This window comes from Litoreibacter ascidiaceicola, assembly GCF_900129235.1.
In the GTDB taxonomy this organism is placed as follows: Bacteria; Pseudomonadota; Alphaproteobacteria; order Rhodobacterales; family Rhodobacteraceae; genus Litoreibacter; species Litoreibacter ascidiaceicola.
Map to the genome: position 1 here is coordinate 86044 of NZ_FQUV01000010.1, position 26426 is coordinate 112469.

The window sequence follows — 26426 nt, forward strand, 5'->3', positions numbered from 1 at the left end:
GGGCAAGCAAACTGAACGTCTGGCGGTGTCTATGTTTCGGTCCCGTCGATGCCGGTAAACACAAAACGTCGGTCCAGTTTGTACTTCACGATGTATCCGATGCTTAACCCGATCACTGCGCCAATTTCTCGCATGACCTCTGTGTTCCAAACTAGCCAGAACGCAGTTTCCAGGCCCCAAAAAATTGCCGTCGTCGCCAATCCCATCATGGAATAAAGTGTGAATTGTCGACCGTGAGCGGCTACACTCGTGGACATATCATGAAAAATCCATCGCTTATCGAGCAGATACTTAACAACCAGTCCCACCAGCGTTCCCGCAGCTATAGCGGTGAGAAAACGACCTGTTCCAACTCCTCCCGCTAACACCAAACGCTGCATGCCCAGATTGGCGATCGTCGCAATAACAGCAAACGCCGCATAACGAAAAACCAGCGTAGTTAGGCTCACAAAAGAGCCCCACCCAATGCACAGGCTAAGATCACCAGGAAGCATATCTGGCTGATCCTGTCTTTTGCCGCGAAGACGACGGGGTCATCGTCCATGTGCCCCCTATGCGTAATCATGACGATGCGCGTAATCCAGTAGAGCAGGATCAGGCATACGCCCCAAAGTGCTACAGGGTAGGAGTATAGCTGGATTACCGTTGGCGAATTTACGTAAAGTGCCATCACGAGCACCGACACATACCCGGCAGATATCGCGACTTGTGAAATCAAAGGTAAATCATCGACAATGTAGCCACGTCCGCTCGCCTCTAACTTGCCACGTTTGGCGCTATCGACCAGTTCAGCTTGCCGCTTGACCGCTGCAAGTGCCAGAAAAAAGAAGATAGAGAAAGCCAAGAGCCACACCGACAACACCAAAGACGTCGCGGCCCCTCCGGCAGCAATGCGCAATGTATAGAGGCCCGCCAAGGTGCAAATATCGACAATTGTGCGCCGCTTCAAATCCAGCGAGTAGGCCATGGTTATGATATAATACCCCACTAGAACCAACAGCAGCAGCCCATTGACCAGTGATGCTATTATTAAACCCGTCAGAAGCAATCCGATCCCCATCCAGGTTCCATGGGCGATGGGAATGGCGCCGGATGCAAAAGGGCGCTCGCATTTGCGTGGGTGGGCACGGTCGGCAGCGAGATCAAGCAGGTCGTTGAAAACATAGGCACTGGAAGCCACGACCGAAAATGCGATGAATGCCAGTAAACTGTAGAAGAAGGTCTGAAAATCATACTGATGCGCCGTCAGCATCGGTAGAAAAACCAGAATGTTTTTAAGCCATTGATGTGGACGGATGGCCTTTAAATAGGGCCTGATGCTGCTGGGAACGGTCTCTAAGTGCTCCACCTCTTGGCCGAGGTCGTTGACTTGGCGAGACAATGCTGCGGATACGTTCACGGTAATGGCTTTGCTTGCTTTTGACCAAACCGGGATATCCGCCGCCGCGTCGCCCATATAGGCAAATCCTTCCTTTGAGTAATGCTCAGTCAAGAACGCTGCTTTGTTCGGTCCTTTGAGATTGCGCATCCCGTCAGAGCCATACACCTCGTCGAACACGCCCAAATGATCCTGAATGCTCTGTGCGATGTTTTCGTCGCTGGCTGTTACGAGCGCGGCTTTGCCACCTTCTGCGCGCCATTTCTCCACATAGGCAACAACTTGTGCATCATAAGGCAAAGTAGCCACATCAATTGGTCCCTCCTCCGCAAGGATCCGCTTCAACGCAGCTTTTCCATGTAGTAATGCCCGTGCGCCGCGTACCATATTCATCCGGCTTCGACCGATGGCACTCCAGAATGTCTCAAAGAGGATGTCGGACCGTAGCAATGTTCCGTCTAAATCTACTACAAGCACGGGCTTATCAGTCATTTCATCCAACCTTTAAAACAATAGCCGATCATTACACCATGAACGCGCAGAACCATAGTAACGCCTATCGCATACTAAACGGGGTTCAGAGTAATTCAATGCAACAGCGCCCCGAGCTAAAATTAGAGCTAAAGGGTCAGGTATTGCTGTTCTCTCTTTGCAGAGCATCACGGTCCATACGGTTCTGCATGGACCACTGATACAGGTGAATATGCGGCGATTTTGAAGCTACATTTGACTGATTGAGATGCCTCTAAGGACCCATTGTTCAAGGATCGGAAACCCTTGTGCAACAATTGAGATGATGAGTATCTGCAGCGCTCGCGTGATCAAAATCAGCCGATCCTTGCAACCCACTTATCCAAGACTAGTTCAAGTTGGCCTTGGAAATTTTTTGCGACAACTTTTGGGCCTTCGAAGACCTTGGCAAAGTGTAGATTATTGCGACTGAGACGAGCATTCCGAGCACTCCCACGGCGGAGTACATAAAGAGCGACCACAAGACAGAATATCCAAGAAGTAGGCTGCTCGCAGCAGCGATTGTTCCAGTCATCACGCCAATGAAAAAGTGAACAACAATCACAAAGTCTATCCCTAAGCATAAATTGTCTCGCGTCTCGATTAACAAGCTGACCAGTTAAATCAAGGTGAAAACCCCTTTTTGTTTCTATTGTAGGGGGTGAAGTCTTCTATTGGCAGGGATAAGTTGTTGGTGTCAGCTTGTGAAGATCGGCAAAGGCTGAATGATGCCATCATTTCGGCGGTGTGGTCTGCTCAAATGCTGTAGGCCAGCCGGGTAAATCTAGGCTTTCAACATCCAAGTGGTATGTTGTGTGCGCTGCATGATTGTGGCCGGAGAAAGCGGATTTCCGACCAATCAAAGACTTTGCAAGAGGCTAGCGTTCCCATGAAAAGCTGTGCGATTGTATTCATGTGTTGTGCTTCGGAGGTGGTTTCGAAGACGCGGGTGCCTCTCATGAAGCGAGGCGAGTTTGACAAGCTGGTATGTTAGCATATCAGTATTGCAGGCGAAGCTCTCCAAGCGAGTAGGAACCGAGATGCCACTTACCGAGCCAGACCGGCTTTTCTCCTCCGATCCCAAGTTGCGCAAAACCTCACGCAGTTTGTTCGAGAGCATTGAACACACGCCGATCCTTAGCCCCCACGGGCATTGCGACCCGCGTTGGTTTGCAGACAACGCGCGGTTTCCAAATCCGGCCGAACTTCTGGTGATCCCCGATCACTACGTTTTTCGGATGCTTGTCAGTCAGGGTGTCTCGATGGCCGACCTTGGTATCCCACGCGCGGATGGCGGCGCGACAGAGGCTGATCCGCGAAAGATATGGCGGTTGTTTGCGCAGAATTTCCATCTGTTTCGGGGCACACCCTCGGCGCTTTGGCTGAACCATTCATTCGAGCATGTATTCGGGTTGGATATCCCGCTGAGCGCGGAGACTGCTGACGCATATTACGACCACATAGACGACAAGCTATCGCAAGATGCTTTCCGCCCTCGTGCATTGTTCGAGGCGTTCGGGATTGAGTGTCTGGCAACGACCGAAGGCGCGTTGGATGACCTACGGGCGCATCAGAGGATCAAAGACAGCGGCTGGTCAGGACGGGTGATCACAACCTATCGGCCAGACGCCGTGGTTGATCCGGAATTTGAGGGGTTTTCGAAGAATGTGGAAACCTTTGGCAAGATCACAGGCGAGGACACGGCATCTTGGGGCGGCTATCTAAACGCCCACCGCAAGCGCCGCGCATTCTTCAAAGACTTCGGGGCAACGGCAAGTGATCACGGACACCCGACGGCGCGTACCGAAAACCTGAGCAATTTGGATGCCGAGACACTTTTCCAGAAAGTTCTGACGGGAAGTCACACGGCAGACGAGGCGGATGCCTTTCGGGGGCAGATGCTCACGGAGATGGCGAAAATGAGCTTGGAAGACGGGCTTGTTCTGCAAATACATTCTGGGTCCGGGCGCAACCACTCGCAGCAGGTCTTTGGCGCACACGGTCGCGACATGGGTTTCGATATCCCAACGCGGACGGATTACGTGGGCGGTTTGAAGCCATTGCTTGATGCGGTCGGCATGGAGCCGGATTTGACCGTGCTTCTGTTTACTTTGGACGAGACGGTTTACGGCAGAGAACTCGCCCCCCTCGCCGGGGCTTATCCTTCGTTGAAGCTGGGACCGCCTTGGTGGTTCTTCGATAGCTATGAAGGCATTAAGCGGTTCCGCGAGGCGACGACCGAGACATGCGGGTTCTACAACACTGCGGGTTTCAATGACGACACGCGGGCCTTTTGTTCGATACCTGCGCGGCACGACGTGGCGCGTCGGTCGGACTGCGCATATCTTGCCAGCTTGGTGGAGACGGGTCGACTGGGCATGGCTGAGGCCTTCGAGGTGGCTCAAGACCTTGCTTATGGTCTTGCCAAAGCCGCCTACAGGCTTTGATCTGCATTGACGTGACAATAGGGAGGCCGACTTGCCCGATCATCCCCGCCTGACCCGATCCATGACCAAGCCAAAGCCGGGGATTGTTCACCTTGGTCCGGGCGCGTTCTTCAAGGCCTTCGGGGCAATCTACACGCAGGACGCGATTGAAAGTCACGGCGGTGATTGGGGTATCGTGGCAGTGTCACTCCGTAGCGCGACTGCGCGTGACCAACTGGGGCCGCAGGACGGGGTATATACCTCGGTCTCACTGGGGCCGAGCGGGTCTGATACTAAAGTGGTCGGTGTTATCTGTGATGTGCTCGTCGCACCGGAAAACCCTGACGCGGTTATTATGGCTATGGCTGATCCGGCCATTCGTATTGTGTCGCTGACGATCACCGAGAAGGGGTATTGTTACGAACCGTCGACCGGCAAATTGAAAATGGACCACCCGGATATCGTCCATGACATCGCGAAGCCGGGTAACCCCCGCTCTGCAGCTGGCTACATTGTTGCGGCGCTGGCGCAGCGTCGTGCGACTGGGAATAAGCCTTTCACCGTTTTGTCTTGTGACAACATTCCTGCGAATGGAAAGTTGGCCCGCGAAATCGTCGTGTCGTTGGCTCGCGCAGCGGATTCCGATCTTGCAGACTGGATCGCAACGGATGTGCCATTCCCGTCGACCATGGTTGACCGGATCACACCCGCGACCACCGAAGCTGACGTGGAGCGACTTGCAGCCTCTACCAGATACCTTGACCCCGCATGCGTGCAGCACGAGCCATTTCGACAATGGGTGATCGAGGATGACTTCGTTGACGCAGAGCGCCCGCGCTGGGAGGCGGGTGGTGCCCAGTTCGTTGCAGACGTCGAAAAACACGAGGCGATGAAGCTGCGCTGCCTCAACGGAACGCATTCGGCACTGGCCTATCTGGGGTATCTTGCAGGTTATGAAACAATTGCCGAGTCCGTTGCTGATACGGCCTTCGCGAAATTCTGCCAAAAGCTGTGGGCGGAAGAGATTATCCCGGCTGTATCGCAGCCAGAGGGTGAAGACTTGCCAACCTATTGTGCTGCATTATTGGAGCGCTATCAAAACGCCTCTATCCGCCACCGCACTTGGCAGATCGCGATGGATGGATCGCAAAAACTGCCGCAGCGGCTGCTTGGAACCGTTGCCGACAATCTTGCAGCGTCGCGACCCATTCAAGGGTTGGCGCTCGCGATAGCAGGTTGGATGCGCTACGTCGGTGGCGTCGATGAAAGCGGCCAAGCGATTGATGTTCGTGACCCGCTCGCAGCGGTTCTGAGAGAGGCATCGGCAGCGGGTCTGGACCCCTCATCGAAAGTTGCAAACCTGCTGGATATCGACGCCGTTTTTGACACAACGATTGCGCAAAACCCTGTTTTTCGTGAAGCAGTAATGTCTGCCTACGAACTGTTGTGCAAAAAAGGGTCGCGTTCTGCTGTTGAAGCGATTGCCGATGAAAAAACCTCACGGGACCGTTAACCATTTATCAAGCCGTTTCGAACATGCTGGCTGCCACCAATCAGGTAAGTGAGATGCGCGTATCAACGCAAGTTTATCTATCGCGATGTCATTGATTCGGGGTGAAAATAGACTGTTATTGTGCTTCCGAATGCTCGGAAATTGGTATTCTAAGCCATGAATCATTCAAGCCAAGAGTTTCAACGATGTCGTTAAAGTGCATGAATCCACCATGAATGGTCAATTATGCAGCAGAAAACCGCCGTTTCCCCCTGTATTGCAAGGGAAGTCTGTTGCGGACTCGGGCTCATCAGAGCTAAATCTAATAATCCCTAAGCAAGCTTAATTGCCAGTCTCAATTCCTGAGAGTTGTGGGGTAGGGGGCGAATTTTTCTAATGCTTGATTATCTTGTTACACTTCCAAGGCCTGTTAAGCGTCAGATCCTCCTCCTCATTGACGTTGTCTTGGTCCCAGCAAGCCTCTTAATCGCACTCGCGCTGCTGTTCGATACGGCGCCCGCAAGCGACTTGCTTTGGTCGGCCCTACCACTTTTCTTCATTGCACCTATTCTCGCGACGCCCGTATTTCTGAAAATTGGTTTAAATCGCATCAAGCTTATGGCTTTTGAAGTGCACGACATGCGCCGGGGCGCGTTCGCGGCTCTTTCAGTCGCGATTTTGACAGCCATTATCACCTACGCGCTGGGCCTGAATATTCCACGCGCTGTCGTGATGCTGACCGGACCGGTCTTTCTTCTGTTGCATTTGGGCATTCGAACGCTGGGCAGGAATTTTCTGGTTCGCCGGTTTAACGACGGGGCAGGTCGAATCCCGGTGGCGATCTATGGAGCGGGGTCTGCGGGCGTTCAACTGCTCGCGGCTTTGCGTCAAGATTTTCAGATGCGCCCGGTTACGTTTGTGGATGACAACGTCACACTACAATCAATGACAGTCTCCGGCATGGAGGTTTGTTCCAGGTCTCGGCTGGAAGCATTGGTGAAGTCGAAAGAGGTCGAGCGCGTCTTGTTGGCGATGCCATCGGTCAGTGAACCTAAGATGCGTCGTCTAACCCAAGAGCTTGCAGAATTTGGATGCGAAGTTCATGCGCTTCCGTCCTACAGCGAGTTGGTCGAAGGAACGGGTTTGGCGTCAAACCTTCGTCCCGTCACAGCCGACCGCCTTTTGGGTCGCGATAAAGTTGATCTAGAGACGCCGGAGGTTGCGCGCGCCTATGCAGGCCGTCGCGTCCTAATCACGGGGGCCGGTGGCTCAATTGGTTCGGAACTGTGTCGCCAGATCATATTGCGTGGACCACAGCGCGTGACTTTAGTGGATCACTCCGAGTACGCGCTGTACACGATTTCTCAAGAACTCATGCCGTTGGCGGCGCTGCATGGAGTTGAGTTGGTGACGCGGCTTGGATCTGTCTGCGACAAAGAACGCATGTCCAATGTCATGGCTGAATCCGAAACTGACATTGTGTTATTCGCCGCGGCCTACAAGCACGTGCCACTTGTCGAAGAGAACGAGATTGAAGGGTTGCGGAACAATCTGTTCGGGACCCTCACAACCGCAGAAGCTGCGCAAAAAGCCGGTGTCGAGCGGTTCATACTGGTTTCGACTGACAAAGCAGTTCGCCCGACCAATATCATGGGGGCTAGCAAACGGCTTGCTGAATTGGCCATTCAGGATCTGCAAACGCGCTCCGAAGTTACGAAGTTCGCCATGGTGCGTTTTGGTAATGTGTTGGGCTCTTCCGGCTCTGTTATTCCGCTGTTCCAAAGCCAGATTTCCGCTGGTGGCCCGATAACTCTGACACATGACAAGATCACCCGCTACTTTATGACCATTTCGGAAGCTGCGCGTCTGGTGCTTCTGGCGGGTGCTTATGCAACTGGTGGCGATGTGTTCGTTCTGGATATGGGCGCGCCGGTAAACATTCGCGACCTTGCACGGCGCATGGTGGAGCTGACCGGATTGACCGTGCGCGACGAAAGCAACCCGCAGGGCGATATCGACATTCAGACCGTGGGTTTGCGTCCGGGCGAAAAACTCTACGAAGAATTGCTGATCGGGAACAACATGCTGCCGACGCCGCATGAAAAGATCATGCGTGCCGAAGAACGTAAACTTTCTCAGATCGAGATGGCGCGAATTTTGAAGCAGATACGCACAGCAATTGCGGCGAATGATCCACTGAAGTTGCGTGCGATTATCGAGGCAAGCGTGGACGGGTTTCATGTTGCTGAAACGGGTTTGGATGACGTGGTCTGACGTCTGCAATGGCCCTGCAAACATCTAACTTAAACGACCGACCTTTGTTGTTGATGGGGGCCACGGGCCGGGTGAGCCAGTTGCTTTTGAAGCACTGGACAGCTGTGCCCCCGAACGTGCCGGTTCGGTCACAATCCCGCGGTGAAGGCTTCGATCTCAAATGGTCGCCCCTCGAGGATGGCCCAGACCCGCTGCTGCGCTTCAATGAGGCCGAAGGTGGATTGGGCGCGATCTTCGCGATGATTGGAGCAACGCCATCAACTGCGGGCGACTTATCCCAGACCGCAGCGCTTTCTTGCGCGGTTGTCGAAGCAGCGGCCCAAGCTGGTGTGCCGCGGATTTTTCTGGCGTCGTCATCAGCAGTTTACGCAGTGGGTGAAGGGTTGTCCGAGAGCGACGATCCCGCACCGACTACCGCATATGGTCAGGCAAAGCTCGATATGGAGCATGCCGTTGCGGATTTGGGTGCGCCTATCGACGTGTGTTGCCTTCGGATCGGGAATGTGGCCGGAGCTGACGCGTTGCTGGGGCAAGCCGCTCAAGCTCCGAGCCGCAAGACGTTTAGCTTGGACAGGTTTTCAGACAATAAGGGACCGTTGCGTTCTTATATTGGCCCGTCTCAGTTCGCCCGTTGTCTGCAGCTTTTGGTTGAACACCGCACGCGCTTGCCTCCGGTCTTGAATTTTGCAGCCACACCGCCGGTTGAGATGGCGGACCTGGTCCAAGCTGCGGGGCTTCCATGGGCTTGGACAGCGGCTGCAGCCGAACGCTATAAAACGCAGCGCATTACGCTGGACTGCGCGTTGCTCGAAGCAGCAATCGGGTCGGGCAGTCTTGCTACGACGCCGGACAGTATGGTAGCCGAGTTGCGCACTCTGGGGGTCTTGGCTTGACCATTTCAAAACGTCTGTTCGACCTTTCGGCCCTGCTGTTGCTTGGCACTATCTTGCTCCCTGTTTTGCTTGTGACGGCATTGATGGTGGCGCTGCTCGATGGTCGCCCCGTCTTCTACGCGGCAGAACGCATGAAAACTCCGACGCAAGGGTTTCCGTTGGTTAAATTTCGCACCATGACAGTGACACAAGCAGATCAGGGTGTGTCAGGTGGAAACAAGGCCCATCGGGTCACACGGACAGGCGCGACGCTGCGCCGTTTACGGCTTGATGAGATTCCGCAACTTTGGAACGTGCTTCGTGGCGATATCAGCTTTGTCGGGCCACGACCACCGCTGCGGGAGTATGTCGAGCGCTTTCCCGATGTATATGCACAGGTGCTGAAAAGCCGGCCCGGAATTACCGGTTTGGCCTCGATCGCGTTTCATCGTCACGAAGAGTATTTGTTGGCAAAATGTCAGTCGTCGAAAGAGACAGACGAGATCTATGCAAGGCGATGTGTCCCGCGCAAAGCCCGCCTTGATCTGATGTATCAACGGAAGCGCAACCTGTGTTTGGATGCGTGGATAATGATCAAAACAGTTTTCTAAACACCCCTGCAATGTGAGGTACAAAGATCGCATCCGATTACGGGGCAAGCTGCAAATCTGACTTTTCGTTGACAGTTGGCCTTAAAGTTTCGCAAGTCGCAGTGAGTTGTTTCAAGAGGATAGTATGAAAATCACGATGATTGGCACCGGGTATGTTGGATTGGTGTCCGGTGTATGTTTCTCGGATTTCGGACATGATGTGGTGTGCGTAGATCGCGATCCGTCCAAGATTGAAATGCTCAACAGTGGTAACGTTCCGATTTACGAGCCCGGCTTGGATGACCTGATGGCGAAGAACGTAGAGGCTGGCCGACTGTCATTCACCACTGATTTGAGCGCAGGGGTCAAGGGCGCCGATGCGGTGTTCATTGCCGTCGGCACCCCGACGCGGCGCGGTGACGGGCATGCCGATCTATCGTTCGTGTATGCGGCGGCTGAAGACATTGCCAAAGCCTGTGCTGCTGAAGGCAATCCCTATACCGTGATCGTCACGAAATCGACGGTCCCGTTGGGTACCAATCGGCAGGTCAAACAGGTGGTGCGTAAAGCTGCTCCTGATCTTGTGTTTGATGTTGCCTCCAATCCGGAGTTCTTGCGCGAAGGTGCAGCGATTGACGATTTCATGAAGCCAGACCGGGTGGTTGTAGGTGTTCAGACCGACCGAGCAGCCGAGGTAATGGCAGAAGTCTACCGACCGCTTTATTTGCGAGATTTCCCGATTATCACGACCGACCTCGAGAGCGCTGAGATGATCAAATATGCCGCCAACGCATTTCTGGCGACCAAGATCACGTTTATCAACGAGATCGCGGCTCTGTGCGAAAAGACGGGTGCGGATGTCAAACAGGTGTCCCGTGGCATGGGCATGGATGGCAGAATCGGAAACAAGTTTCTGCATGCAGGGCCGGGCTATGGTGGATCGTGCTTCCCCAAGGACACTTCTGCGCTGGCGCGGATAGGGCAGGAACATGCGGTCCCCATGCAAATCACCGAGACTGTCATGCGCGTGAACGACGGTATTAAAATGCGGATGATCGAAAAGTTGCGCGATCTTTGTGAAGGAACATTCAATGGTAAAACGATTGCTGTTTTAGGCGTTACCTTCAAACCGAACACCGACGACATGCGTGATGCGCCCTCCTTGACGATTGTACCGGCGCTGGTTGGCGGTGGTGCGAAGGTTCGAGTGGTTGACCCGCAGGGCTTCCGCGAGGGCGAGGCGCTACTGCCGGGCGTGCAATGGGCCGATGATCCCTACAAGGCCGTGCACAATGCTGATGCCGTTGTGATCTTGACCGAATGGAACGAATTCCGGGCGCTGGACCTCAAGAAGATTGCCAAAAAGATGAAGAGTCCACGTATGGCTGACCTGCGTAACATTTACTCGGCCAAAGACGCCAAAAAATCTGGCTTTGCAGCGTATGTATCCATCGGCAGGCAGGACTTCGAGGCCTAGGCCCAACGCAACGCTTGGTATTCGGGCTGGACGCGCTTACCTTTAGGAATGCCGACTAACGCAAAAGGAGCCTGAAATGGGCCTAAACTCTTTGCTCGCCCTCATCGTCTTCGCGCTCGACATTTGGGCCATTGCTTCGATTTTTAATGCTAAGATTGAGACTGCACAAAAGGTGTTGTGGATCGCATTGGTTCTGTTCTTACCAATCATCGGCTTCTTGATCTGGTACTTCGCGGGTCCGAAACCGGCCCGTTGATCGTGAAGATACTGCGTTATTTAGTGTCGGCTTACACCTTCGTAAGCAATTTGCTGACAGCGATGGACGCACGCAACCTGAGCTTGATTTCGGCAGGTGTCGCCTTCTACGCAATGTTGGCGATTTTTCCGGCTCTGGCCGCCCTTATTGCACTTTGGGGCGTTTTCTCTGATCCAAACCTGATCGACGAACAGGTTACCTTGTTAAGCAGTTTTATCCCAGGCGATGCATTCAGGCTTTTCGAGACGCAGGTGGATGCGTTGATCAATGCCAATGACTCGACGTTGGGATACACGACTTTAATCTCTTTAATGGCGGCACTTTGGTCAACGCGCGCAGGAGTGTCTGCTCTGATCCGTGGATTGAACGCGGTGTATTCGGCCCCCCATCGGACGGGACTAAGGAGGACTTTCGCAGCGTTGCTTCTAACGATGTGCTTGATTGCCATGTCGCTGATTGCGCTTACGGGTATTGTGGTCTTCCCGATCGCATTGGCCCTACTGCCACTGGGGGAGTATGCCGAAGACATGTTCGAACTGCTCCGCTGGGTGGTTGTGATTTCTGCCGTGGTCCTCGGTTTGGGTCTGATTTATCGCTTTGGCCCCAACCATAAAACGCCACATCTCAAAACCAGCTGGATATCCCCCGGTGCCTTGGTCGCCTTGGTTATCTGGGGAACGGCATCTTGGGCGTTCTCGCTCTATCTGGCAAATTTCGGCAAATATAACGAGGTGTACGGATCAATTGGCGCCGTCGTCGCATTGCTGATGTGGTTCTATATTAGCGCTTGGGTCGTCCTGCTTGGGGCGACACTGAATTGCGAGCTATCACGACGCAATCACGGCAAGAAAGCTGGTGGAGATTAGCGCGCCAAAGCAACATCTACGCCATTGGACGTAGGGTGTCGCCGGGGGCAAATATCGGGGAAAGCTCAACGCGTTTCTCCGCGGCAGCGTCAACAGAACCATCGGCTTCGCTGGCTATGATTTGTGCGGCGGCCTTCCCGATTTCAACGCGGCAGCTATCCATAGTTGCCAATTTGCGAGGCAATCCGTCTATCAATTCCACACCGTTGAATCCTGCCAGTCCCAGCTTGCCAGGAACGTCAATTCCTGCTTCCAGGCAGTATAGCAGGCCACCCGCACCAATCATGTCGTTGGAATAGTAAAGGAAGTCCAAGTCCTTGTTCTTCTTGAGGATATTCGCAGTCATCTCGCGACCTTTACCCAAGGCGGAACCACCGGAGTAATACTCTTCTGCCTCAAGGCTTAGACCGTTCTCACGCAAGACTGCTTCGAACCCTTCAAAGCGTTTCCGTGCGCGGTGGTCGAGCGGCATCTTGGTGCCAAGGAAGCCGATTTTGCGATACCCGCGCTTCAAGATTTCTTTCGCGGTCTCGCGGCCAGCGCGTGTGTGGGAAATGCCAACTGCAGCGTCAACCGCGGGCCCGTCCACATCCATTATCTCGACAACGGGTACACCAGCGTTTTCCATCATGCGACGCGCGGCATCGGTGTGCTCAAGTCCGGCGATGATCAAGCCAGACGGGCGCCATGACAGCATCTCGAATATGACTTTCTCTTCTTTTTCGGGAACGTAATCGGTGACACCAACGACCGGCTGCAAAGGCGTACCATCAAGAACCTTGGATATCCCCATCATCACTTCCGGAAACACCATGTTAGACAGAGAGGGAATGATCACGCCCACCAGATTCACGCGGTTAGAAGCAAGGGCTCCAGCGATTTTATTTGGGACATAGCCAAGCTGGCGGGCAGCAAGCAGAACCTTTTCGCGGGTCTTGTCAGACACCTCTCCACGGTTTCTTAACACGCGGCTGACTGTCATTTCACTTACCCCAGACGCCTCCGACACGTCTCGAAGGGTGAGCTGGTGGCGGTATTCGGGGCTTGAGCGTTCGGCCAATGTGTATCTCGTCAACTTTTGAGTGTGAGGCATGATAGCGCTAAACATCCCCCACTCCAAGGCGCAACTGTGACGGCATTTAGGGTTGCCTGCCTTCCGTGAAAAACGCCATACAGTTCGCGTGGTCCCGTGGCTCAACTGGATAGAGCAGCCCCCTCCTAAGGGGCAGGTTGCAGGTTCGAATCCTGCCGGGGTCACCAAAAACAACTGAAAAATATGGCTTATTTACAGGGCGTTGTGCAGGAGCGTGCAGAAAGTCCCGTGAGTTTTCAGGCCGAATTCTGCTGAAACGGCGGAAATCTCGTACAAAACCTGTACAAAATTCGCACGTCTTTGCGCACTTTGAGGCCTTCCAATGAGCTGGCGGGTTGCAAACACATGCGCAGAACGGAAGTTCGGCAGCGCAACGCGCAAGCAGATCATCATGTTCCTGGCAGACAAGGCGAGCGACGATGGCTCAGGCATCTGGTGTTCTAAGGGAACGATTCAGCGGCACACGGAGCTGGGAGAGACCACCGTCAAGCGAACCGTGCGCGAGTTTCTGAAGGACGGCATCCTGGTCGAGACCGGCGCACGGACCTGCAAGAACGGTTTTACCGTCGTTTACCGGATCAATCTAGCGAAGGTGGAGGCGCTGGACCCCACGCTTGAGCCCGAGATTGAGACGGGGGCCACAGTGGACCCCGTCCAGACTGAACCCGGAACGGGGGCCACAGTGGCCGGGGTACCGGGGCCACCACGGCCCCCAAACCGTCCTAAAACCATCCATAAACCACCTACGCGCAAGCGCGAGGTAGTGGCGGATGAAAAAGCTGAGAAGATTTTGGCCGCCTATCCGCCAGACCGATTGCGGGGCAAAGCGGCCTGCCTTGCCCAGATCGAAGTGGCCATGAAAGACGAGATCGCACCGGAGGATTTGCTGCTAGCGGTCCAAGCCTACGCCACCGACAGCGCAGGCTTCACCCGCTCCAAGGTCTGCTTTTCCGACAACTGGTTTCAGTCGCGGCGCTGGCAAAGATACATCGAGGATATCCGCGCCAAGCGAGAGAAGTCCCAAGCTGCAAGTGCCGATCACCACAAGCGGCTCGGCTGCTGGATCAGCGACCGCAGCCCGATGTGCAAACACATCACGGGCAACCAAGTCACGGCGTTGCTCGCCTCAAAGCTGGTTTCAGAGGCGCAAATTCAAGCCGCAGGCCTCGGATCATGACCGCAACCGATCCCACCGAAGAGCAAACAGCAAGGCGACCCATGTCATGCGCTGGCGCTGCTGACACGGGACCTTGCGAGGGGCGGCAGGCCTCCCCTTCGAACCCCACCGGCGCGGGAAAAGCCCGCACCAAAGAGCCGCTGACCGAGACCTTCGTCTTTCGGTGCACAACAGCAGAGAAGGCCCAGTTGCGCGCCAAGGCCGAAGCCGCTGGCCTGCCCGCCGCGATCCTGCTGCGTGAGGCGCTTGGCCTGACCGAAGCCCGCCGTCGCAAGCCTGTTCCACGCGTTGACCCAGCGCTTGTGCTGGCCGTTGGCCGCATCGGCGGCAACCTCAACCAGATCGCCCGGTGGCTGAATCGCGCGATGTTGGCAGGCCGTGTCGACCTCGATGCGCTCACGGTTGCCCGCCACCTGTTGACCATCGAACGCCAACTTCCCCAGATCATCGAGGCTGCCCGCCGATGCTGATCAAGTTCTTCCGCAACGGCAAAGGCGCGGGCGCTGGTCCGGTCGGCTACCTCGTGGCGGACAAGGTGCTGGCCTATGACGACAACCGCGACCTGATCCGCGATGCCGACGGCCAGCCGATGACGGTCACGCGCGAGCCACTGCCCGAGGTCCTGCGCGGCAACCCTAACCGCACCGAAGCCCTGATCGACGCCAGCCGCCACCAGTGGACCTACCGCGCAGGCGTAATTAGCTTTGCCGACACCGACGCCCCGACCGAGGAACAGCAGGCCGAGGTCATGGACCACTTCCAGGATTTGGCCTTCGCGGGGCTGGACCCGACGCAATATGAGGTGCTCTGGGTCCGGCACACCCACGAAGACCGCGTTGAGCTTCACTTCTGCACGCCGCGTCTAGAGCTGACCTCGGGGCGCAGCCTGAACATCGCGCCGCCGGGCTATGAGAAAGCCTTCGATTCCTTGCGCGACGTGATGAACCAGCGCCACGGCTGGGCCGATCCGATGGAGCTGGAGCGCACTCAAGAGGTCCGCGACATCATCGAGACCCCGACCCGAGCGCAAGGCCGCGACGAGCTGCAGGCATGGCTGCAAGACCAGATCAGCGTCGGCCTGATCGCTGACCGCGCAACCATGATCGATGCCCTCACAGATGCAGGCTACGACCTGCCGCGCGTCGGCAAAGCATACCTGACCGCCCGCGATCCGGACACGGACGAACGCTGGCGTTTGAAAGGAGAGATTTTCCATGAAGACTGGCAAGCCGACACGGCTGAGCGAGAAGCTGAATTCGGAACTGGACACGATCCGTCAGGATTACGCCGCCTCGATGGCATCGCAACTGGAGAGCTTCAGGGCCGATTTGAACAGCATTGCGACCAGCGCGCAGCTTACAATCGAGAGCGATACCCGCAGCTTTCTGCGACAGAACAAGAGCTGGCTGACGATCTCGCCCTGGCTGATCACGGGGACGTTCTTGGCGGGGATCGTCTCGATGATGGCTGCGAGCTTGCTTTGGACGTTGATGCTGGCGAGCTCGGAGATGACCGAACTGGGCCTGACGCGGATCAACAGGGAGGACGGGACCTGGCTGGTATTGGACCCGACCAAGACGCGGCTGAGGACCTGCACGCTTGGCGGCAGATCAGTGACCTGCATCAAGATCGAGGAGGATTAGATGACGACACCCCTGACAGCCTTGGAACGCGACTTACTCGCCTGCGTCGAGCGGTTGGTGACGGCCTACGAGGTCTCAGCGCAGAAATTGAGCGGGTTAGAGGAACGCTCGACGGACAGGATGCAGAGCCAACTGGATGGTATCGCGCAATGCGTGACGCTGCTGGTGCGTTCGCAAGCCGTGTCACTGAAAGCATTGCGTGGATTGTTGAACAAAGAGGAGAGCTACGCGACGCTGGACGAACAATTGAGCATGAGCTTGAGTTTAGCGAAGGACGCCGAAGAGAGGCTGAGACAGAGCTAGAAGCGCGGTAGGTCGAGATTGATCGCGGGCTGACGCATTTGGGTCGGCTGAGGTCGGGATGATGAAGTCGCGGTCTTGCGCAGGGCTTGGGGCGCTTCCGTGGACCGTGTCGCCGATGGCGAATGGCTTTGGGTGCTCAAGCACGCGCAGCACGTTGTGCTCGTTGCCATGAAACACCAGACAGCATCAGGGTTGAACCCTTTTGCTTCGGCTTTGACGACCTGCGCCACTTTGTGAGGGCCCATGCCGCCATCGGTGATCTTGCGCAGGTTTAACACCCTCACATTTGTCAGGTCGGGACGCTTGCCCAAAGCCTGCTGCATGCACACCGCGTGAGAGTGGCCAATGACTAAAAGCCGGTTGTTGGGCGCGGTCGCTTTGCGGAAGAGCTTGGTTAACATGGGATCGTGTATGCCCTGAATGACGCGCTAGGGAAAGCGGGGTCTACGGCTTCAGCAGCCCGTTCAAAACATCCAAAAGTGTCTTGGCCGCGCCCGCCGCGCTGAACCGCGGGGCTATTTCGTTGAACGCGGCTCGGCCAATACGGTTGCGGTCCTGGGCCGACGTGATCAAACGATCCAGCGCGGCTTCCCAGTCGGCGGGTGTGGACGCCAAGAACCCGTTCTGGCCGTTGTCGATCGCAGCGGCGTAGCTTTCGGTCGGGGAGGCGATGGTTGCGACGCCGTGCAGGGCGGCCTCGAATATCTTCAGCTCGCTCTTCGCATCATTGAAAACGCTTGGACTAAGCGGGGCAAGGTTGATGTCCATGCCCGACAGGAATTCCTGCATCGCTTCATATGACATCAGATGGTGGCGGATAAATTGGAACTCGGGTTCTTCTACGTTTGCTTCATCGATGCCCATCTTGCCAACGACATGCAGTTCCGCTTGCGGATGTTTTTGCAGCATCGCAATCAAGGCATCGCGGCATTGCGCAAAATCCTCGGAATGGGTGGCGGTGCCAGAAAGATAACAAATACGGATCTTGTCCGAATTCCGCTCAGGTATGGAATGGTACTTCCGACTAAGCGCCGTCGAGATCGAGTTGGGTATGACAGTGACGGGTTTGTTGAACGGTTTGATCGTCCGCATAAGGGCGGGTGTGGTCACAGTGACGGCATCAACGGTTTCGATCATTTGACGGGTTTGCTCTGACAGAACGGTAAAGTCGCTACTGAACTCAGGGCGCTTGCGAAAGTACTCAGATTGGCTGAAAGCTTTGATGTCGTGGATGAGATCGTCGAGGTCAAAAATAATCTTGCCGCCGCCTAATTTAAACGATTCACAGATATCAATTAATTCATCGGCCAGCGGAATTCGGCAGATAAACAGAATGCCCGATTTTTCTAAAATTTCGGGTTTCAGAGACTTTGAATTGACCGCCTGACAGGCCCAACCTGCATCGCACAGATGCTCCATTAAGTTGTAAATGCGATACCGATTGGTGATGTTATTATTTGGAGAATAGACAAACGTAATACGCCTCCCTTTTTTCACGGGTCTTACATCTTGATCCATGAGCATGTGATCAGACCCTTCATAGGTAGCCTTCACCTTGCTGACGAGCCGTTCCGAGTTTTGATCATCGTGGAACGTGTGAAAAAATCTGGTCTTCCATACGTAGGATTGCCGCTCGGATTCCGTCACCGGTTGGATGGATTTCCTAAATGCGCGCATCAATTGGCTGAAATCGGTGCAAATCGGACCGGGAAACACCATTTCTTGCTCGTAGAACAGCCCACGCTCGGTGTTGGTATAGCTGTCCTGGTCAAAGGCAAAGCTGATCATCGGACGCCCGGTCAGCATAAAGTCGATGAAGCAACTGGAATAATCCGTAAGCAACAAATCTGCCTTGCGGTATAACAACTCTATATCCGGGAACAGCCGTTCCGACGCATCCATGAAACACTCCCCCTGTAACTGTGAACTATACAGTCGGGTTTTATCGGCCATGTGTTCGCGGATTCCCATGATCATGTCGTTCTTTGTCAACCAATCAGCAAGCTCGCGTACTTCGTCTTCAGAAAAGCTGTAATATCCGTTTTCCTGATCTGCCCGGAAGGTCGGAGCGAAAAGAACAAATTTCTTACCCTTTAAACGGGTGTTCAAAAAATCAGTTCGCGATTTAAAATCTGAAGGAAGTTGCGATTCAGGAGCTAGAATAAAGTCGTGACGCGGCAGACCTGTGACCCAGATGTCATGGTAGGTCAGTGGCCAATAGGCTGCTGCCATGGCCAGACGGTCAACCTTTGATGCGGCAATAACTGACTTGAGACGCTTGTTTTCAGCGACCATGTCATCAAGATTGCGAGTCTGATCCAGAGAGGTGTACCCGATGCGTTTGAGCGGAATACCATGCCACAGATTGTGAAAATTATGCAGATCACTGGACAACGGATACCCGACATTGGCCCGCACGCCGTGGCGCAGGAATACCTGTCGGGCCCGTAACAAATAAGTCTGGCCTTCATAGCTTTGCAGTGGAACGACAACCGTGTTCACGCCTTCGACTTCAACGTGAACGTTGCGGGTCAAGATGATCTTTTTGACGTTTGGGTCGTTCTTGACCTGCTCGAACACCGCGCGGTTGTTGTCTGAAAAGAGGTGGCTGTGGCAGCAGACTGGGAACGCCCACCAGTGGTCGTATTTCGGAGTCTCGAGATCCTCTGCCTCCATTTCCGTATGGGTGCGCGGGGTCTTGGACAGCTCCTTGTTCTGGCCAATGCGGAAATTCCTGTACAACTTACTCGCGTTGCTGACGCGCAGCAGGTTGCGCTCGAAGCTGTCAACATCAGCGGCCGGATTTGCCTGCAAGACCCGCGACTTCCACTGGGCAAGGCCGGGCATTTTATAGTGGTTTTCCGCTAGGAAATACCGCTTGAGAAGCGGAAAACCATCGTCGATCAGATCGAAAGCGCGCTGCGTGAAAATCGGCTGTTGCTTCGACACGCTACCGACCAACGTGTCAAACTCGTACCCCTTTCCGATCAAAAACCGAGTTATGCCGATCTCGTACTTCCGAATGATTCTCAGTTTGTTTTGTTCAACGGTGACATTGTCCAAAATCCGGCGGAAGTCTTGGTCGTTGATAACACTTTTGCGAAAGGCCAAGAAGTATGAACCGACAAGGAAGTCATACAACACATCGGTTTCAAACGCGGCCAAATAGGTTTTCTTGATGTCAGTCATAGGGACGAGGACTTCAGTCGGAATTTTGTTCTGATGCGCCGTCGATATCAACCCTTTGGTCGCTTGCAATCCCCACCACGCACAAGGCCGCGATGCCATTTCGCGGAAGGTTTCGGCAAGCGGATGCACCAGATAGCAGCTATCATTGGCTAATATCATCTCGTCATATGTTTCAATGACATCCCAGCCGACTAAATCGCGGGCTAGCATGGAATATGACCCGAAATCGTAAGCGCCGTGCCGCTGCGCCCACGCGCCTTTGACCAACCCGTCCAGCTTGGCCATCTGGGTTTTGTCGATGGGGCAATCGGCCAAGTAGTAAATGTCGGCGTGTTGAGACAAGTCACGCAGGTAGTCGAGCACGTAGTCGTCCACGATACCTTGCCCGTCATAAGCGGCGAAAAGGCAAATTCGGCGCGGTTGATCGCTTAAAGGCTTAGAGTGTGCGGTGTTGAAGGCCACCGGCAGGGGAGGGCGCGGAAGGTAGCCCTTTGCGCGGCCAATCTCGTTGTAGTGCTTGAGCGGGTTTACCGCCTCGTCCGGCGTGCCAAGCAGGTAATTCTGGCTGTACCACCAAAGATCGAAGTCAGCGCGGGGGTTGCGCATTTCCTCGTGCCCGTACGAGTTGAAATGCCGCGTCGGGTTGACGCCCGCTGCGGCGACATCGGGGTTGTTCAGCAGATAGAATGCCTCGTCAACCACCACGTCTGACGGTTGCGCTTTGCCCGTGGACACCGTGCCCTTGGAGGCGGATTCTGGCGGCGGGTTTACGCCCTGTGATACAAAGTGCAAGTATGGGTTTTGGCCAGAGGCTTCGAGTTGCGGGCGCTGCGCGAGGTACGCCTCTGGGTCGAAATCCGCGTTTGGCTTGCGCCGCAACATGGCTCCAATCTGAACGTAATGCTCTGCGCCGGACAGGCCGCTTTTGGCGGCGTCTGGATAAGTAGACATGTACCAGTCTTCGTCAAAAAGACCAGAATCCGATAACCACGCAATTGCGGCTCGTGTCTCTTTAGAATTAAACATTTATTAATGTCCTTGGCGGCAACATCGGAGCAATTCCTACACCGCTCGCTGGCACCCTACTATAAGAGAGGAGGGGCCTAAATGACAACAGTTGGCAATGCTGACCTAACGGTGTTCACGCATTAAACCGTCGCTTGCCGCAGGCTGGAGCACGCCGCGAGACCGCAGAGTTTCTAAAACAGTCTTTCGGGGCGGGCTCGCTTCAGGTATCAAACGCCCTACCGAGAAATCTGAAAGGGCAAGTTTATGCGCCGGATCATCACATATGGGACATTTGATACGCTGCACCACGGCCACATTCGCCTGCTGCGCCGCGCCCGAGAGCTGGGGGATTACCTGATCGTTGGCCTGTCTACGGACGAGTTCAACGCTAAGAAGGACAAGAAGGCGCTCTTCAGCTACGAGGACCGCAAGCACGACCTTGAAGCTCTGCGCTACGTAGATCTGGTCATTCCAGAGAATGACTGGGAGCAGAAGACCGAAGATGTCCGGCTGTTTCAGGTCGACGTGTTCACGATGGGTGACGACTGGACAGGGAAGTTCGATTTCCTCAAAGACCAGTGCGAGGTCAACTACTTCGAGCGCACGCCGTCTATTTCAAGCAGTCAAATTCGCAAAATGATGAGCGAAAGCTAGGGCGAGGCGCGCGCGTGCCGCTTACTTGCGGCCCCGGCCTGTCATGGAGCGCAGGACGCCCATCAACCTGCGCAAAGGTGCTGTGAGTTTCCAAGATGTGCTATTCTTGACCGCCTGTAGCGCGGCACCCGTGGCGTGTGCCTGCTCTTGCAGGTCGCGGTAGTCCAAGCCTTGTTGGTGATTGCGGATATGGGCCTCGTCTAAAGCCTTCTGAGTGCTGACTTGCATCGCCCCCAGCTGCGCCAACTCGTCAAAGCGGTCGCTGAGCTGCTGCCGCAACTTCGCTTCTGTGACGGCTGCGGCCGTCAAAGCCTCATCGCGTTCGGTTTCAAACGTCTTGAACTGGGCGGTAGCGTCCTCGGATTGCTGCGCAAGAATGGCATGCAATTCGCCAAGCTCGGTGTGCGACTGCTCTGCCTCTAGGCTGCGTTGCTCTAGCGCGCTTTGCGTTGTCGCCAGCTCGCCCTTCAGCCGGGTCAGCTCGTCGGCGTCTGTTTGCGCTTTTGCGAGTACGGCGTCTTTGTCTGCATTGACCTGCGCGATCCTGATGCTGAACTCGTTTTCCAGCGCTATGACTTTGGCGGCGGCTTCGCCGCCCTGTTGCTCTGCCAGCGATTGCGTAGCGGCAAGCTCTGCTGTCAGTTTGGCCAACGCGTCGGCATCCGCTTGTGCTTTCGCCTCTGCCGCTGTTTTTTCCGCAGCGATTTCGCCTAGTTTGATGGCATGCGCCGCTTGCAACGCCGCGGTCTTCTCGGCGGCCTCGGTGTTTTGCTTCTGCAGCGCCTCTTTGGCGGTCGCGACCTCGACCAGCTTGCTCTGCGCTGCCCTCAAAGCAGCGGCGGCGTCGCTTTTAGCCTTTGGGAAGTTCACGCCGTCCTGAATGACACCGCCGAAATTTATGGCCAGCTCGTCAAAGCGATCGCGGATTTCGTCCAGCTCGGCGAAGTCTTTGGGGTTTCCATCCGTCCCAGCCCATCGCTGCAAAATGCTGAATACGCTGCGGGTCCAGCCCGACACGTCAAGATCGCCGGTGGGGATTTCGGTGGGGGCCTCATGGTGGCGCAAGTCAGGGGCCAGAAACTCCGAGACCTCCTTGCGAACCTGCATAACCGATCTGGGGAAGGTGAAGCCGGTGATGTCTTGAAATTGGGTGAGCTCTTTGCCCCAGTCATTCAACAGGGACGTGAAGTTCGTGAAGTAACGCGTGCGGCCCCGCGTTGCGATTTCGGCATCCAACACGTGGCGTAGCCAAAGCAGATGCCCCAAAGTTGCACTTATCTTGTTTCGGGCCACCAGCGATGCGGCCACTTCGATGGGGTTTCTGTGCGTGTGAATGAAGAAGGGCTCGATTTTTGCTTGCTCGAGCATCTGGGTGCAGAATGGCATTAACCGGCACAGGCGTGGGTTCTTGAGGACAAACAGTTTTGCATTTGGGTATTCGGCGGCAAGCATGTCAACGGCGTCATCAATGAACGGATCGGCCACAACCGACTGCATCCACTGCGGATTAAACGGCCGCCAGTCCTGCCAAGAGGAATCCCCAGAGCCTAGGACCTGATCGAGCAGGTCGCTGAGCGGCTTTGACTCGAAGAAGCCCTTTTCATTGTTTGGCGCGGGGGGGAATGGCGTCTTTGGCCCAACACAGCCCATCTTGTACAGAATGCCGCTAAGCGCAGATGTGCCAGAGCGGTGCATGCCAAGCACCACAATCGCGGTGGCCTTGCCTTTGCTTGCTTTACTGGTCTTATTCGCCGTGCGGGGCTTTGTCGTTTGCTTATTGGCCATAAATTCCGCTACTCAAAATTATAGTTGCTTGCAAGGGGTAAGTACCGTTTTGCGCGGCGCGAGACGGGGCGTAGCAGGCCGCGCCAACACGCAAAACCCCGCGCGAGAGTCAGGGCAAAAGTGACTGCTGCACGTTACCAATAAAGTGCAAAACGCTTACCGACACGTGGTGGCGCGAGATCATGACGCCCGCTAGTGCGGTAAACAACAACGCGCATGAGTTGGGAGGAACACCGCTGATCAGGGTGAAACCCTATGACAAGTTCGAGCGGACCGTCCAAGACAGGCGGCGTGGAAAGCAAAGTAGGGTGGAGCGAACCCCATCGGACAAGGAGTGGATCGAGGCGTTTTGCAGCGCAGCTGATCCATACAACGCGGCGCTGGTCCGGTTCATGTTCGAGACGGCGGCGCGGATCGATCAGGCTGGTTCGTTAGAGCCTCATGATCTGAGGCCTGCCGAGAACAAGGTCAGGGTGAAGGCCCAGAAGGGACACCCCGAGAGCTGGATCACGGTATCGCCAGAATTGATGGACGAACTGCTGGCTTTGCCACCAAAGCGACCCAAGAACCGCAAGACCGGTAAATTCATGAAGCCGCGCGTTTTTGGCTACGGCAGCTCGACCGGGTACAACACACGCTGGAAGACCATCTGCAAGCGGGCTGGCATCCAATACCTATCCTGGCACCAAGCAGGGCGTCATGGGTTCTTCACTGAATTAGTTGTCCGGCAGGGTGTCGATCCCGTAAATGCGGCCAAGGCTGGACGCTGGGCTGACCCCAATTTGCCAATGCGGATTTACGCCCATGCGGAGACTGATGAGGCCGACATTAGAGCGCGGGTTCGTACAAACCATGTACAGGAAGACCCTGTACAGGCACCCAAACAACGGAAACCAAAGAAGGAATAGCGCTATGAACGGTTCCCTCCTAAGGGGCAGGTTATTGGTTCGAATCCAATCGGGGTCACCATCTTTTCTTGGATGCCCAGCTTTAGGATCGCGCCGCAATCGCCACGCAGGGCTTGTCGTTGCACAGCAGGTCTTGAACCTAAGTGCTGTTAGGGGCGCGCGACGATATGATCAGGGGAAATCCCTGATGCACCAATTGCGCTTTGCACGTCGTGGTCAGCGAAAAACCCGTAATCTGCAATCAGGGCTGAAGCGATTCCAGCGGTTTGAGCGCCTAAAATATCCGTGTGAAGACTGTCGCCGACCATCACAACGCGATCACGCGAGATGTTGTTACTCAGGCGCAGAAAGGCCAGCTCGAATATATTTCCGAAGGGTTTGCCGAAAAACTGCGGTGTAATATCGGTTTCATCGGCAAGTCTGTGGGCGAAATACCCGGGCTCCGTTGAAAAGCCTGTTTCGCGCGGGGCGACGATGTCGGGGTTGCCGACCCAAACGGGTCTGGGGCGTTGCCTCAATGCCTGCACGAGCAGCGATTGGCGGGTTTCGGTCCAAACGGCGCTGCCGATCATCAAGAAGCCATCGACCTTTTCATAAACGGCGGGGTCTTCTTCCAGATAGCTTACGTTCAAGCTTTCAAGATCGCGCAAACCTGCTTTCGGCGTTGCCATGAGCCCAAGGTGCTTACCTTCGGCAGTGCCAATCGCGGATAACAAAGTCGCACGACTGGTGATCACGTCTTCGGCTGAGAAATCATATCCAAGCCGCCAGTATTTCTCCATCAACGCAGCGTGCGGGAACCCGGCAGCGTTGGATACGACGATGACCTGCTTGCCCCGCGACTTCAGCAATTGGATCCGCTCCACCACGCCGGGAATCGCGGTTTCTCCGATGTTTAGAACGCCGAAAGCATCTAAGAGAAACGCATCATACTGATCTGCTATGTCCTCCAATGTAGCGACGATCTCCGGCTTGTTTTTAGGCGGAACGAATTCGGGGAGCCGGTGCCGGACTGCTTCATACGCAGCGAGAGCTTTGGCGGTATCCATTCCGCTCAAATAATCGCTCCACGGACTTTAGCCGAGACCCATTCGCTGATCACAACTGCGACGAGGATCACGAGCAGGATGAGACTGACCTGAGGCCAAGCAAGCACGTTCAGCGACGATGAAAGCTGAAGCCCGATGCCCCCTGCACCAACTAGGCCCAATACCGTTGACTCACGAATGTTGATGTCCCAGCGAAACACGGCAATCCCCGCGAAGGCTGGCATGATCTGGGGCACAATCCCGTAGGCCATAACCTGCCAGCGAGAAGCGCCCGTCGCGGTGATGGCTTCAACTTGAACGGCGTCGATTTCTTCGATGGCCTCGTACAGAAGCTTCGCGCAGAAGCCGATTGAGCGGATCGCGATTGCGATCACGCCCGCAAACACGCCGGGCCCAATGATTGCGATAAGCAGCAGCGCCCAGATCAGCGAATTAATCGAGCGGGTCGCGACGATAATCAACAGGGCAATCGGCCGGATGAAAAGGCGCGAAGGTGTCGTGTTGCTTGCCGCCAGAAACGCCACCGGAACGGCAAGACACAGCGAGATCAGCGTGCCGAGGGTTGCGATGTTCAATGTATCCCAGATCGGCCGACCTAGTTGGCTAATGTATTCCCAACGTGGCGGTGTTGCGCGGGTCCAGATGTCACTTGCAATACGCGGCGCATCCCAAACGAAGAACCATGTGGTCGCGTTTGATATCTGCTGCCAGCAAACGGCAAATATTGCGAGTCCTGTGAGCCACATTGCCGAGTGCGCGACAGATTGCTTGGTCGTCCTGCGCCGCCAGATGTCGGTGCCGTTTTGGTGCTTTACAGGCATTACTGCACCCTCGCTCTAACGATGCCGGAGATGTATTCCAGCGCCATGACGATCACGATGATCAGGATCAGGATTGCTGCGGCTGTATCGTATTCGTAGCGGTCAAATGCGGTGTTCAATGTAGCTCCGATGCCACCTGCACCGACCAAGCCAAGGATCGCACTTTCGCGGAAGTTGATGTCGAGCCGGTATATTGAAAGCCCGACCAACCGTGGCATGACCTGAGGTTGCACGCCGTAGTTGATCCATTGCGCCCAGCGTGCGCCAGACGCGCGCACGGCTTCCGCCTGTGAACGATCCATGCTTTCGATATCCTCGGCCAAAAGTTTGGACAGGAAACCGATGGTGGCGAAACTTAGAGTAAGGAAGCCCGCGAGAGGTCCGAAGCCGAAAATGGCAACGAGCAGGATCGCCACAATGATTTCTTGCAGCGCACGGCTGATGGCAACGATGCCACGGCAGATCATATAGACGGGCAGCGGTGCGATATTGCGTGCCGCGCCCAGTCCGATTGGGATGGAAATCAGGATCCCAACCACCGATGCTGCGACGGTTATGATCCCACATTTCCCAAGTGATCGCGTGATTTAGCTTCGTTTGTCCGTTTTTTTGTGTTACATTACAGCATGTTAACTTGCGTTGGAGGCTGCAATGC

21 protein-coding genes, 1 tRNA gene and 1 pseudogene are annotated in these 26426 nt (G+C 55.2%); 14 read left to right on the forward strand and 9 right to left on the reverse strand.

Features of this window, described 5'->3' with window-relative positions; all coding sequences use genetic code 11:
• Positions 1-29 precede the first annotated feature (29 nt).
• Both BUB72_RS16935 and BUB72_RS16940 read right to left on the reverse strand, forming a co-directional pair.
• Positions 30-449 (reverse strand): GtrA family protein, encoded by a 420-nt coding sequence (locus tag BUB72_RS16935; protein ID WP_073146044.1) that lies wholly within the window; start codon positions 447-449, stop codon positions 30-32.
• A complete protein-coding gene (locus BUB72_RS16940) occupies positions 446-1870 on the reverse strand; it encodes a UbiA family prenyltransferase (RefSeq protein WP_073146045.1) in 1425 nt (474 codons plus the stop codon). Before BUB72_RS16940 ends, BUB72_RS16935 begins: the two co-directional genes overlap by 4 nt.
• 1058 nt (positions 1871-2928) lie before the next feature.
• Here BUB72_RS16940 and uxaC point away from each other — a divergent pair.
• The 8 genes from uxaC to BUB72_RS16985 all read left to right on the forward strand — a co-directional run bounded on the left by uxaC (position 2929) and on the right by BUB72_RS16985 (position 12141).
• Entirely contained in the window at positions 2929-4335 is a 1407-nt protein-coding gene (gene uxaC, locus BUB72_RS16950) for a glucuronate isomerase (RefSeq protein ID WP_073146047.1), read from the forward strand.
• A gap of 31 nt (positions 4336-4366) precedes the next feature.
• Entirely contained in the window at positions 4367-5827 is a 1461-nt protein-coding gene (locus BUB72_RS16955; RefSeq protein ID WP_483869214.1) for a mannitol dehydrogenase family protein, read from the forward strand.
• Between the two features lie 597 nt (positions 5828-6424).
• A complete protein-coding gene (locus BUB72_RS16960) occupies positions 6425-8080 on the forward strand; it encodes a polysaccharide biosynthesis protein (RefSeq protein ID WP_245814912.1) in 1656 nt (551 codons plus the stop codon).
• A gap of 8 nt (positions 8081-8088) precedes the next feature.
• Entirely contained in the window at positions 8089-8973 is an 885-nt protein-coding gene (locus tag BUB72_RS16965; protein ID WP_073146049.1) for an NAD-dependent epimerase/dehydratase family protein, read from the forward strand.
• Positions 8970-9563 carry a sugar transferase gene (locus BUB72_RS16970; protein ID WP_073146050.1) on the forward strand — a complete coding sequence of 198 codons (594 nt, stop codon included), beginning with the start codon at positions 8970-8972 and terminating at the stop codon, positions 9561-9563. The genes BUB72_RS16965 and BUB72_RS16970 overlap by 4 nt, the downstream gene beginning before the upstream one ends.
• 124 nt (positions 9564-9687) lie before the next feature.
• Positions 9688-11019, forward strand: a complete 1332-nt coding sequence (locus BUB72_RS16975; protein WP_073146051.1) for a UDP-glucose dehydrogenase family protein — start codon at positions 9688-9690, stop codon at positions 11017-11019.
• 76 nt (positions 11020-11095) lie between these two features.
• Positions 11096-11275: a PLD nuclease N-terminal domain-containing protein gene (locus BUB72_RS16980; protein WP_073146052.1), complete on the forward strand. Its 180-nt coding sequence runs from the start codon at positions 11096-11098 to the stop codon at positions 11273-11275.
• 2 nt (positions 11276-11277) lie between these two features.
• The gene (locus BUB72_RS16985) at positions 11278-12141 is read left to right on the forward strand and encodes a YihY/virulence factor BrkB family protein (RefSeq protein ID WP_245814913.1); all 864 of its coding nucleotides are present in this window, start codon (positions 11278-11280) and stop codon (positions 12139-12141) included.
• A gap of 16 nt (positions 12142-12157) precedes the next feature.
• Here the strand turns inward: BUB72_RS16985 and BUB72_RS16990 are convergent, their stop codons facing one another.
• Positions 12158-13216 carry a LacI family DNA-binding transcriptional regulator gene (locus BUB72_RS16990; RefSeq protein ID WP_281250225.1) on the reverse strand — a complete coding sequence of 353 codons (1059 nt, stop codon included), beginning with the start codon at positions 13214-13216 and terminating at the stop codon, positions 12158-12160.
• A 108-nt stretch (positions 13217-13324) separates the two neighbouring features.
• Here BUB72_RS16990 and BUB72_RS16995 point away from each other — a divergent pair.
• The 4 genes from BUB72_RS16995 (at position 13325) to BUB72_RS17010 (ending at position 16368) form a co-directional block, all read left to right on the forward strand.
• A tRNA-Arg gene (locus tag BUB72_RS16995) sits at positions 13325-13401 on the forward strand.
• Positions 13402-13625: 224 nt separating this feature from the next.
• Complete coding sequence (locus BUB72_RS17000) at positions 13626-14411, forward strand: hypothetical protein (RefSeq protein ID WP_245814915.1); 786 nt, start codon at positions 13626-13628, stop codon at positions 14409-14411.
• On the forward strand, positions 14408-14881 hold the full coding sequence (locus BUB72_RS19135; RefSeq protein ID WP_245814917.1) for a plasmid mobilization protein: 474 nt from the start codon (positions 14408-14410) through the stop codon (positions 14879-14881). Before BUB72_RS17000 ends, BUB72_RS19135 begins: the two co-directional genes overlap by 4 nt.
• Positions 14875-16368, forward strand: coding sequence for a relaxase family protein (locus BUB72_RS17010; protein WP_073146054.1), 1494 nt, complete (start codon positions 14875-14877; stop codon positions 16366-16368). Before BUB72_RS19135 ends, BUB72_RS17010 begins: the two co-directional genes overlap by 7 nt.
• Here the strand turns inward: BUB72_RS17010 and BUB72_RS17015 are convergent.
• Together BUB72_RS17015 and BUB72_RS17020 are read right to left on the reverse strand one after the other, a co-directional pair.
• Positions 16354-16758: a hypothetical protein gene (locus tag BUB72_RS17015; RefSeq protein WP_073146055.1), complete on the reverse strand. Its 405-nt coding sequence runs from the start codon at positions 16756-16758 to the stop codon at positions 16354-16356. The two genes, BUB72_RS17010 and BUB72_RS17015, sit on opposite strands and share 15 nt — an antisense overlap.
• A 43-nt stretch (positions 16759-16801) precedes the next feature.
• A complete protein-coding gene (locus BUB72_RS17020) occupies positions 16802-19921 on the reverse strand; it encodes a CDP-glycerol glycerophosphotransferase family protein (protein WP_175549197.1) in 3120 nt (1039 codons plus the stop codon).
• Positions 19922-20818: 897 nt separating this feature from the next.
• Between BUB72_RS17020 and tagD the strand changes: the two genes are divergently transcribed.
• Complete coding sequence (tagD, locus tag BUB72_RS17025) at positions 20819-21208, forward strand: glycerol-3-phosphate cytidylyltransferase (protein ID WP_073146057.1); 390 nt, start codon at positions 20819-20821, stop codon at positions 21206-21208.
• 21 nt (positions 21209-21229) lie between these two features.
• Here the strand turns inward: tagD and BUB72_RS17030 are convergent, their stop codons facing one another.
• Positions 21230-22993: a sulfotransferase gene (locus tag BUB72_RS17030; protein WP_073146058.1), complete on the reverse strand. Its 1764-nt coding sequence runs from the start codon at positions 22991-22993 to the stop codon at positions 21230-21232.
• A 182-nt stretch (positions 22994-23175) separates the two neighbouring features.
• On the opposite strand from BUB72_RS17030, the gene BUB72_RS17035 reads away from it, so the two are divergent.
• Positions 23176-23901: a tyrosine-type recombinase/integrase gene (locus tag BUB72_RS17035; RefSeq protein WP_083588721.1), complete on the forward strand. Its 726-nt coding sequence runs from the start codon at positions 23176-23178 to the stop codon at positions 23899-23901.
• Between the two features lie 149 nt (positions 23902-24050).
• Here the strand turns inward: BUB72_RS17035 and BUB72_RS17040 are convergent, their stop codons facing one another.
• From BUB72_RS17040 to phnE (BUB72_RS17050), 3 genes and pseudogenes are all read right to left on the reverse strand, one after another.
• Positions 24051-24950 (reverse strand): HAD-IIA family hydrolase, encoded by a 900-nt coding sequence (locus BUB72_RS17040; RefSeq protein ID WP_073146059.1) that lies wholly within the window; start codon positions 24948-24950, stop codon positions 24051-24053.
• A gap of 5 nt (positions 24951-24955) precedes the next feature.
• Complete coding sequence (gene phnE, locus BUB72_RS17045) at positions 24956-25771, reverse strand: phosphonate ABC transporter, permease protein PhnE (protein WP_073146060.1); 816 nt, start codon at positions 25769-25771, stop codon at positions 24956-24958.
• Positions 25771-26331 (reverse strand): annotated as a pseudogene (phnE, locus tag BUB72_RS17050) (phosphonate ABC transporter, permease protein PhnE); the annotation flags it as partial. The gene phnE (BUB72_RS17045) and the pseudogene phnE (BUB72_RS17050), both read right to left, overlap by 1 nt.
• Between the last annotated feature and the right edge of the window lie 95 nt (positions 26332-26426).

Bases quoted from the DNA above. Each gene is read 5' to 3' on its own strand.
- BUB72_RS17035 (WP_083588721.1), top strand. From the start codon at position 23,176: ATGACGCCCGCTAGTGCGGTAAACAACAACGCGCATGAGTTGGGAGGA.
- BUB72_RS17010 (WP_073146054.1), top strand. From the start codon at position 14,875: ATGCTGATCAAGTTCTTCCGCAACGGCAAAGGCGCGGGCGCTGGTCCG.
- BUB72_RS16965 (WP_073146049.1), top strand. From the start codon at position 8,089: ATGGCCCTGCAAACATCTAACTTAAACGACCGACCTTTGTTGTTGATG.
- BUB72_RS19135 (WP_245814917.1), top strand. From the start codon at position 14,408: ATGACCGCAACCGATCCCACCGAAGAGCAAACAGCAAGGCGACCCATG.
- BUB72_RS17000 (WP_245814915.1), top strand. From the start codon at position 13,626: ATGTTCCTGGCAGACAAGGCGAGCGACGATGGCTCAGGCATCTGGTGT.
- BUB72_RS16940 (WP_073146045.1), bottom strand. From the start codon at position 1,870: ATGACTGATAAGCCCGTGCTTGTAGTAGATTTAGACGGAACATTGCTA.
- BUB72_RS16980 (WP_073146052.1), top strand. From the start codon at position 11,096: ATGGGCCTAAACTCTTTGCTCGCCCTCATCGTCTTCGCGCTCGACATT.
- BUB72_RS16960 (WP_245814912.1), top strand. From the start codon at position 6,425: ATGGCTTTTGAAGTGCACGACATGCGCCGGGGCGCGTTCGCGGCTCTT.
- BUB72_RS17015 (WP_073146055.1), bottom strand. From the start codon at position 16,758: ATGTTAACCAAGCTCTTCCGCAAAGCGACCGCGCCCAACAACCGGCTT.
- phnE (WP_073146060.1), bottom strand. From the start codon at position 25,771: ATGCCTGTAAAGCACCAAAACGGCACCGACATCTGGCGGCGCAGGACG.
- BUB72_RS16975 (WP_073146051.1), top strand. From the start codon at position 9,688: ATGAAAATCACGATGATTGGCACCGGGTATGTTGGATTGGTGTCCGGT.
- uxaC (WP_073146047.1), top strand. From the start codon at position 2,929: ATGCCACTTACCGAGCCAGACCGGCTTTTCTCCTCCGATCCCAAGTTG.
- tagD (WP_073146057.1), top strand. From the start codon at position 20,819: ATGCGCCGGATCATCACATATGGGACATTTGATACGCTGCACCACGGC.
- BUB72_RS17040 (WP_073146059.1), bottom strand. From the start codon at position 24,950: ATGGATACCGCCAAAGCTCTCGCTGCGTATGAAGCAGTCCGGCACCGG.
- BUB72_RS17030 (WP_073146058.1), bottom strand. From the start codon at position 22,993: ATGGCCAATAAGCAAACGACAAAGCCCCGCACGGCGAATAAGACCAGT.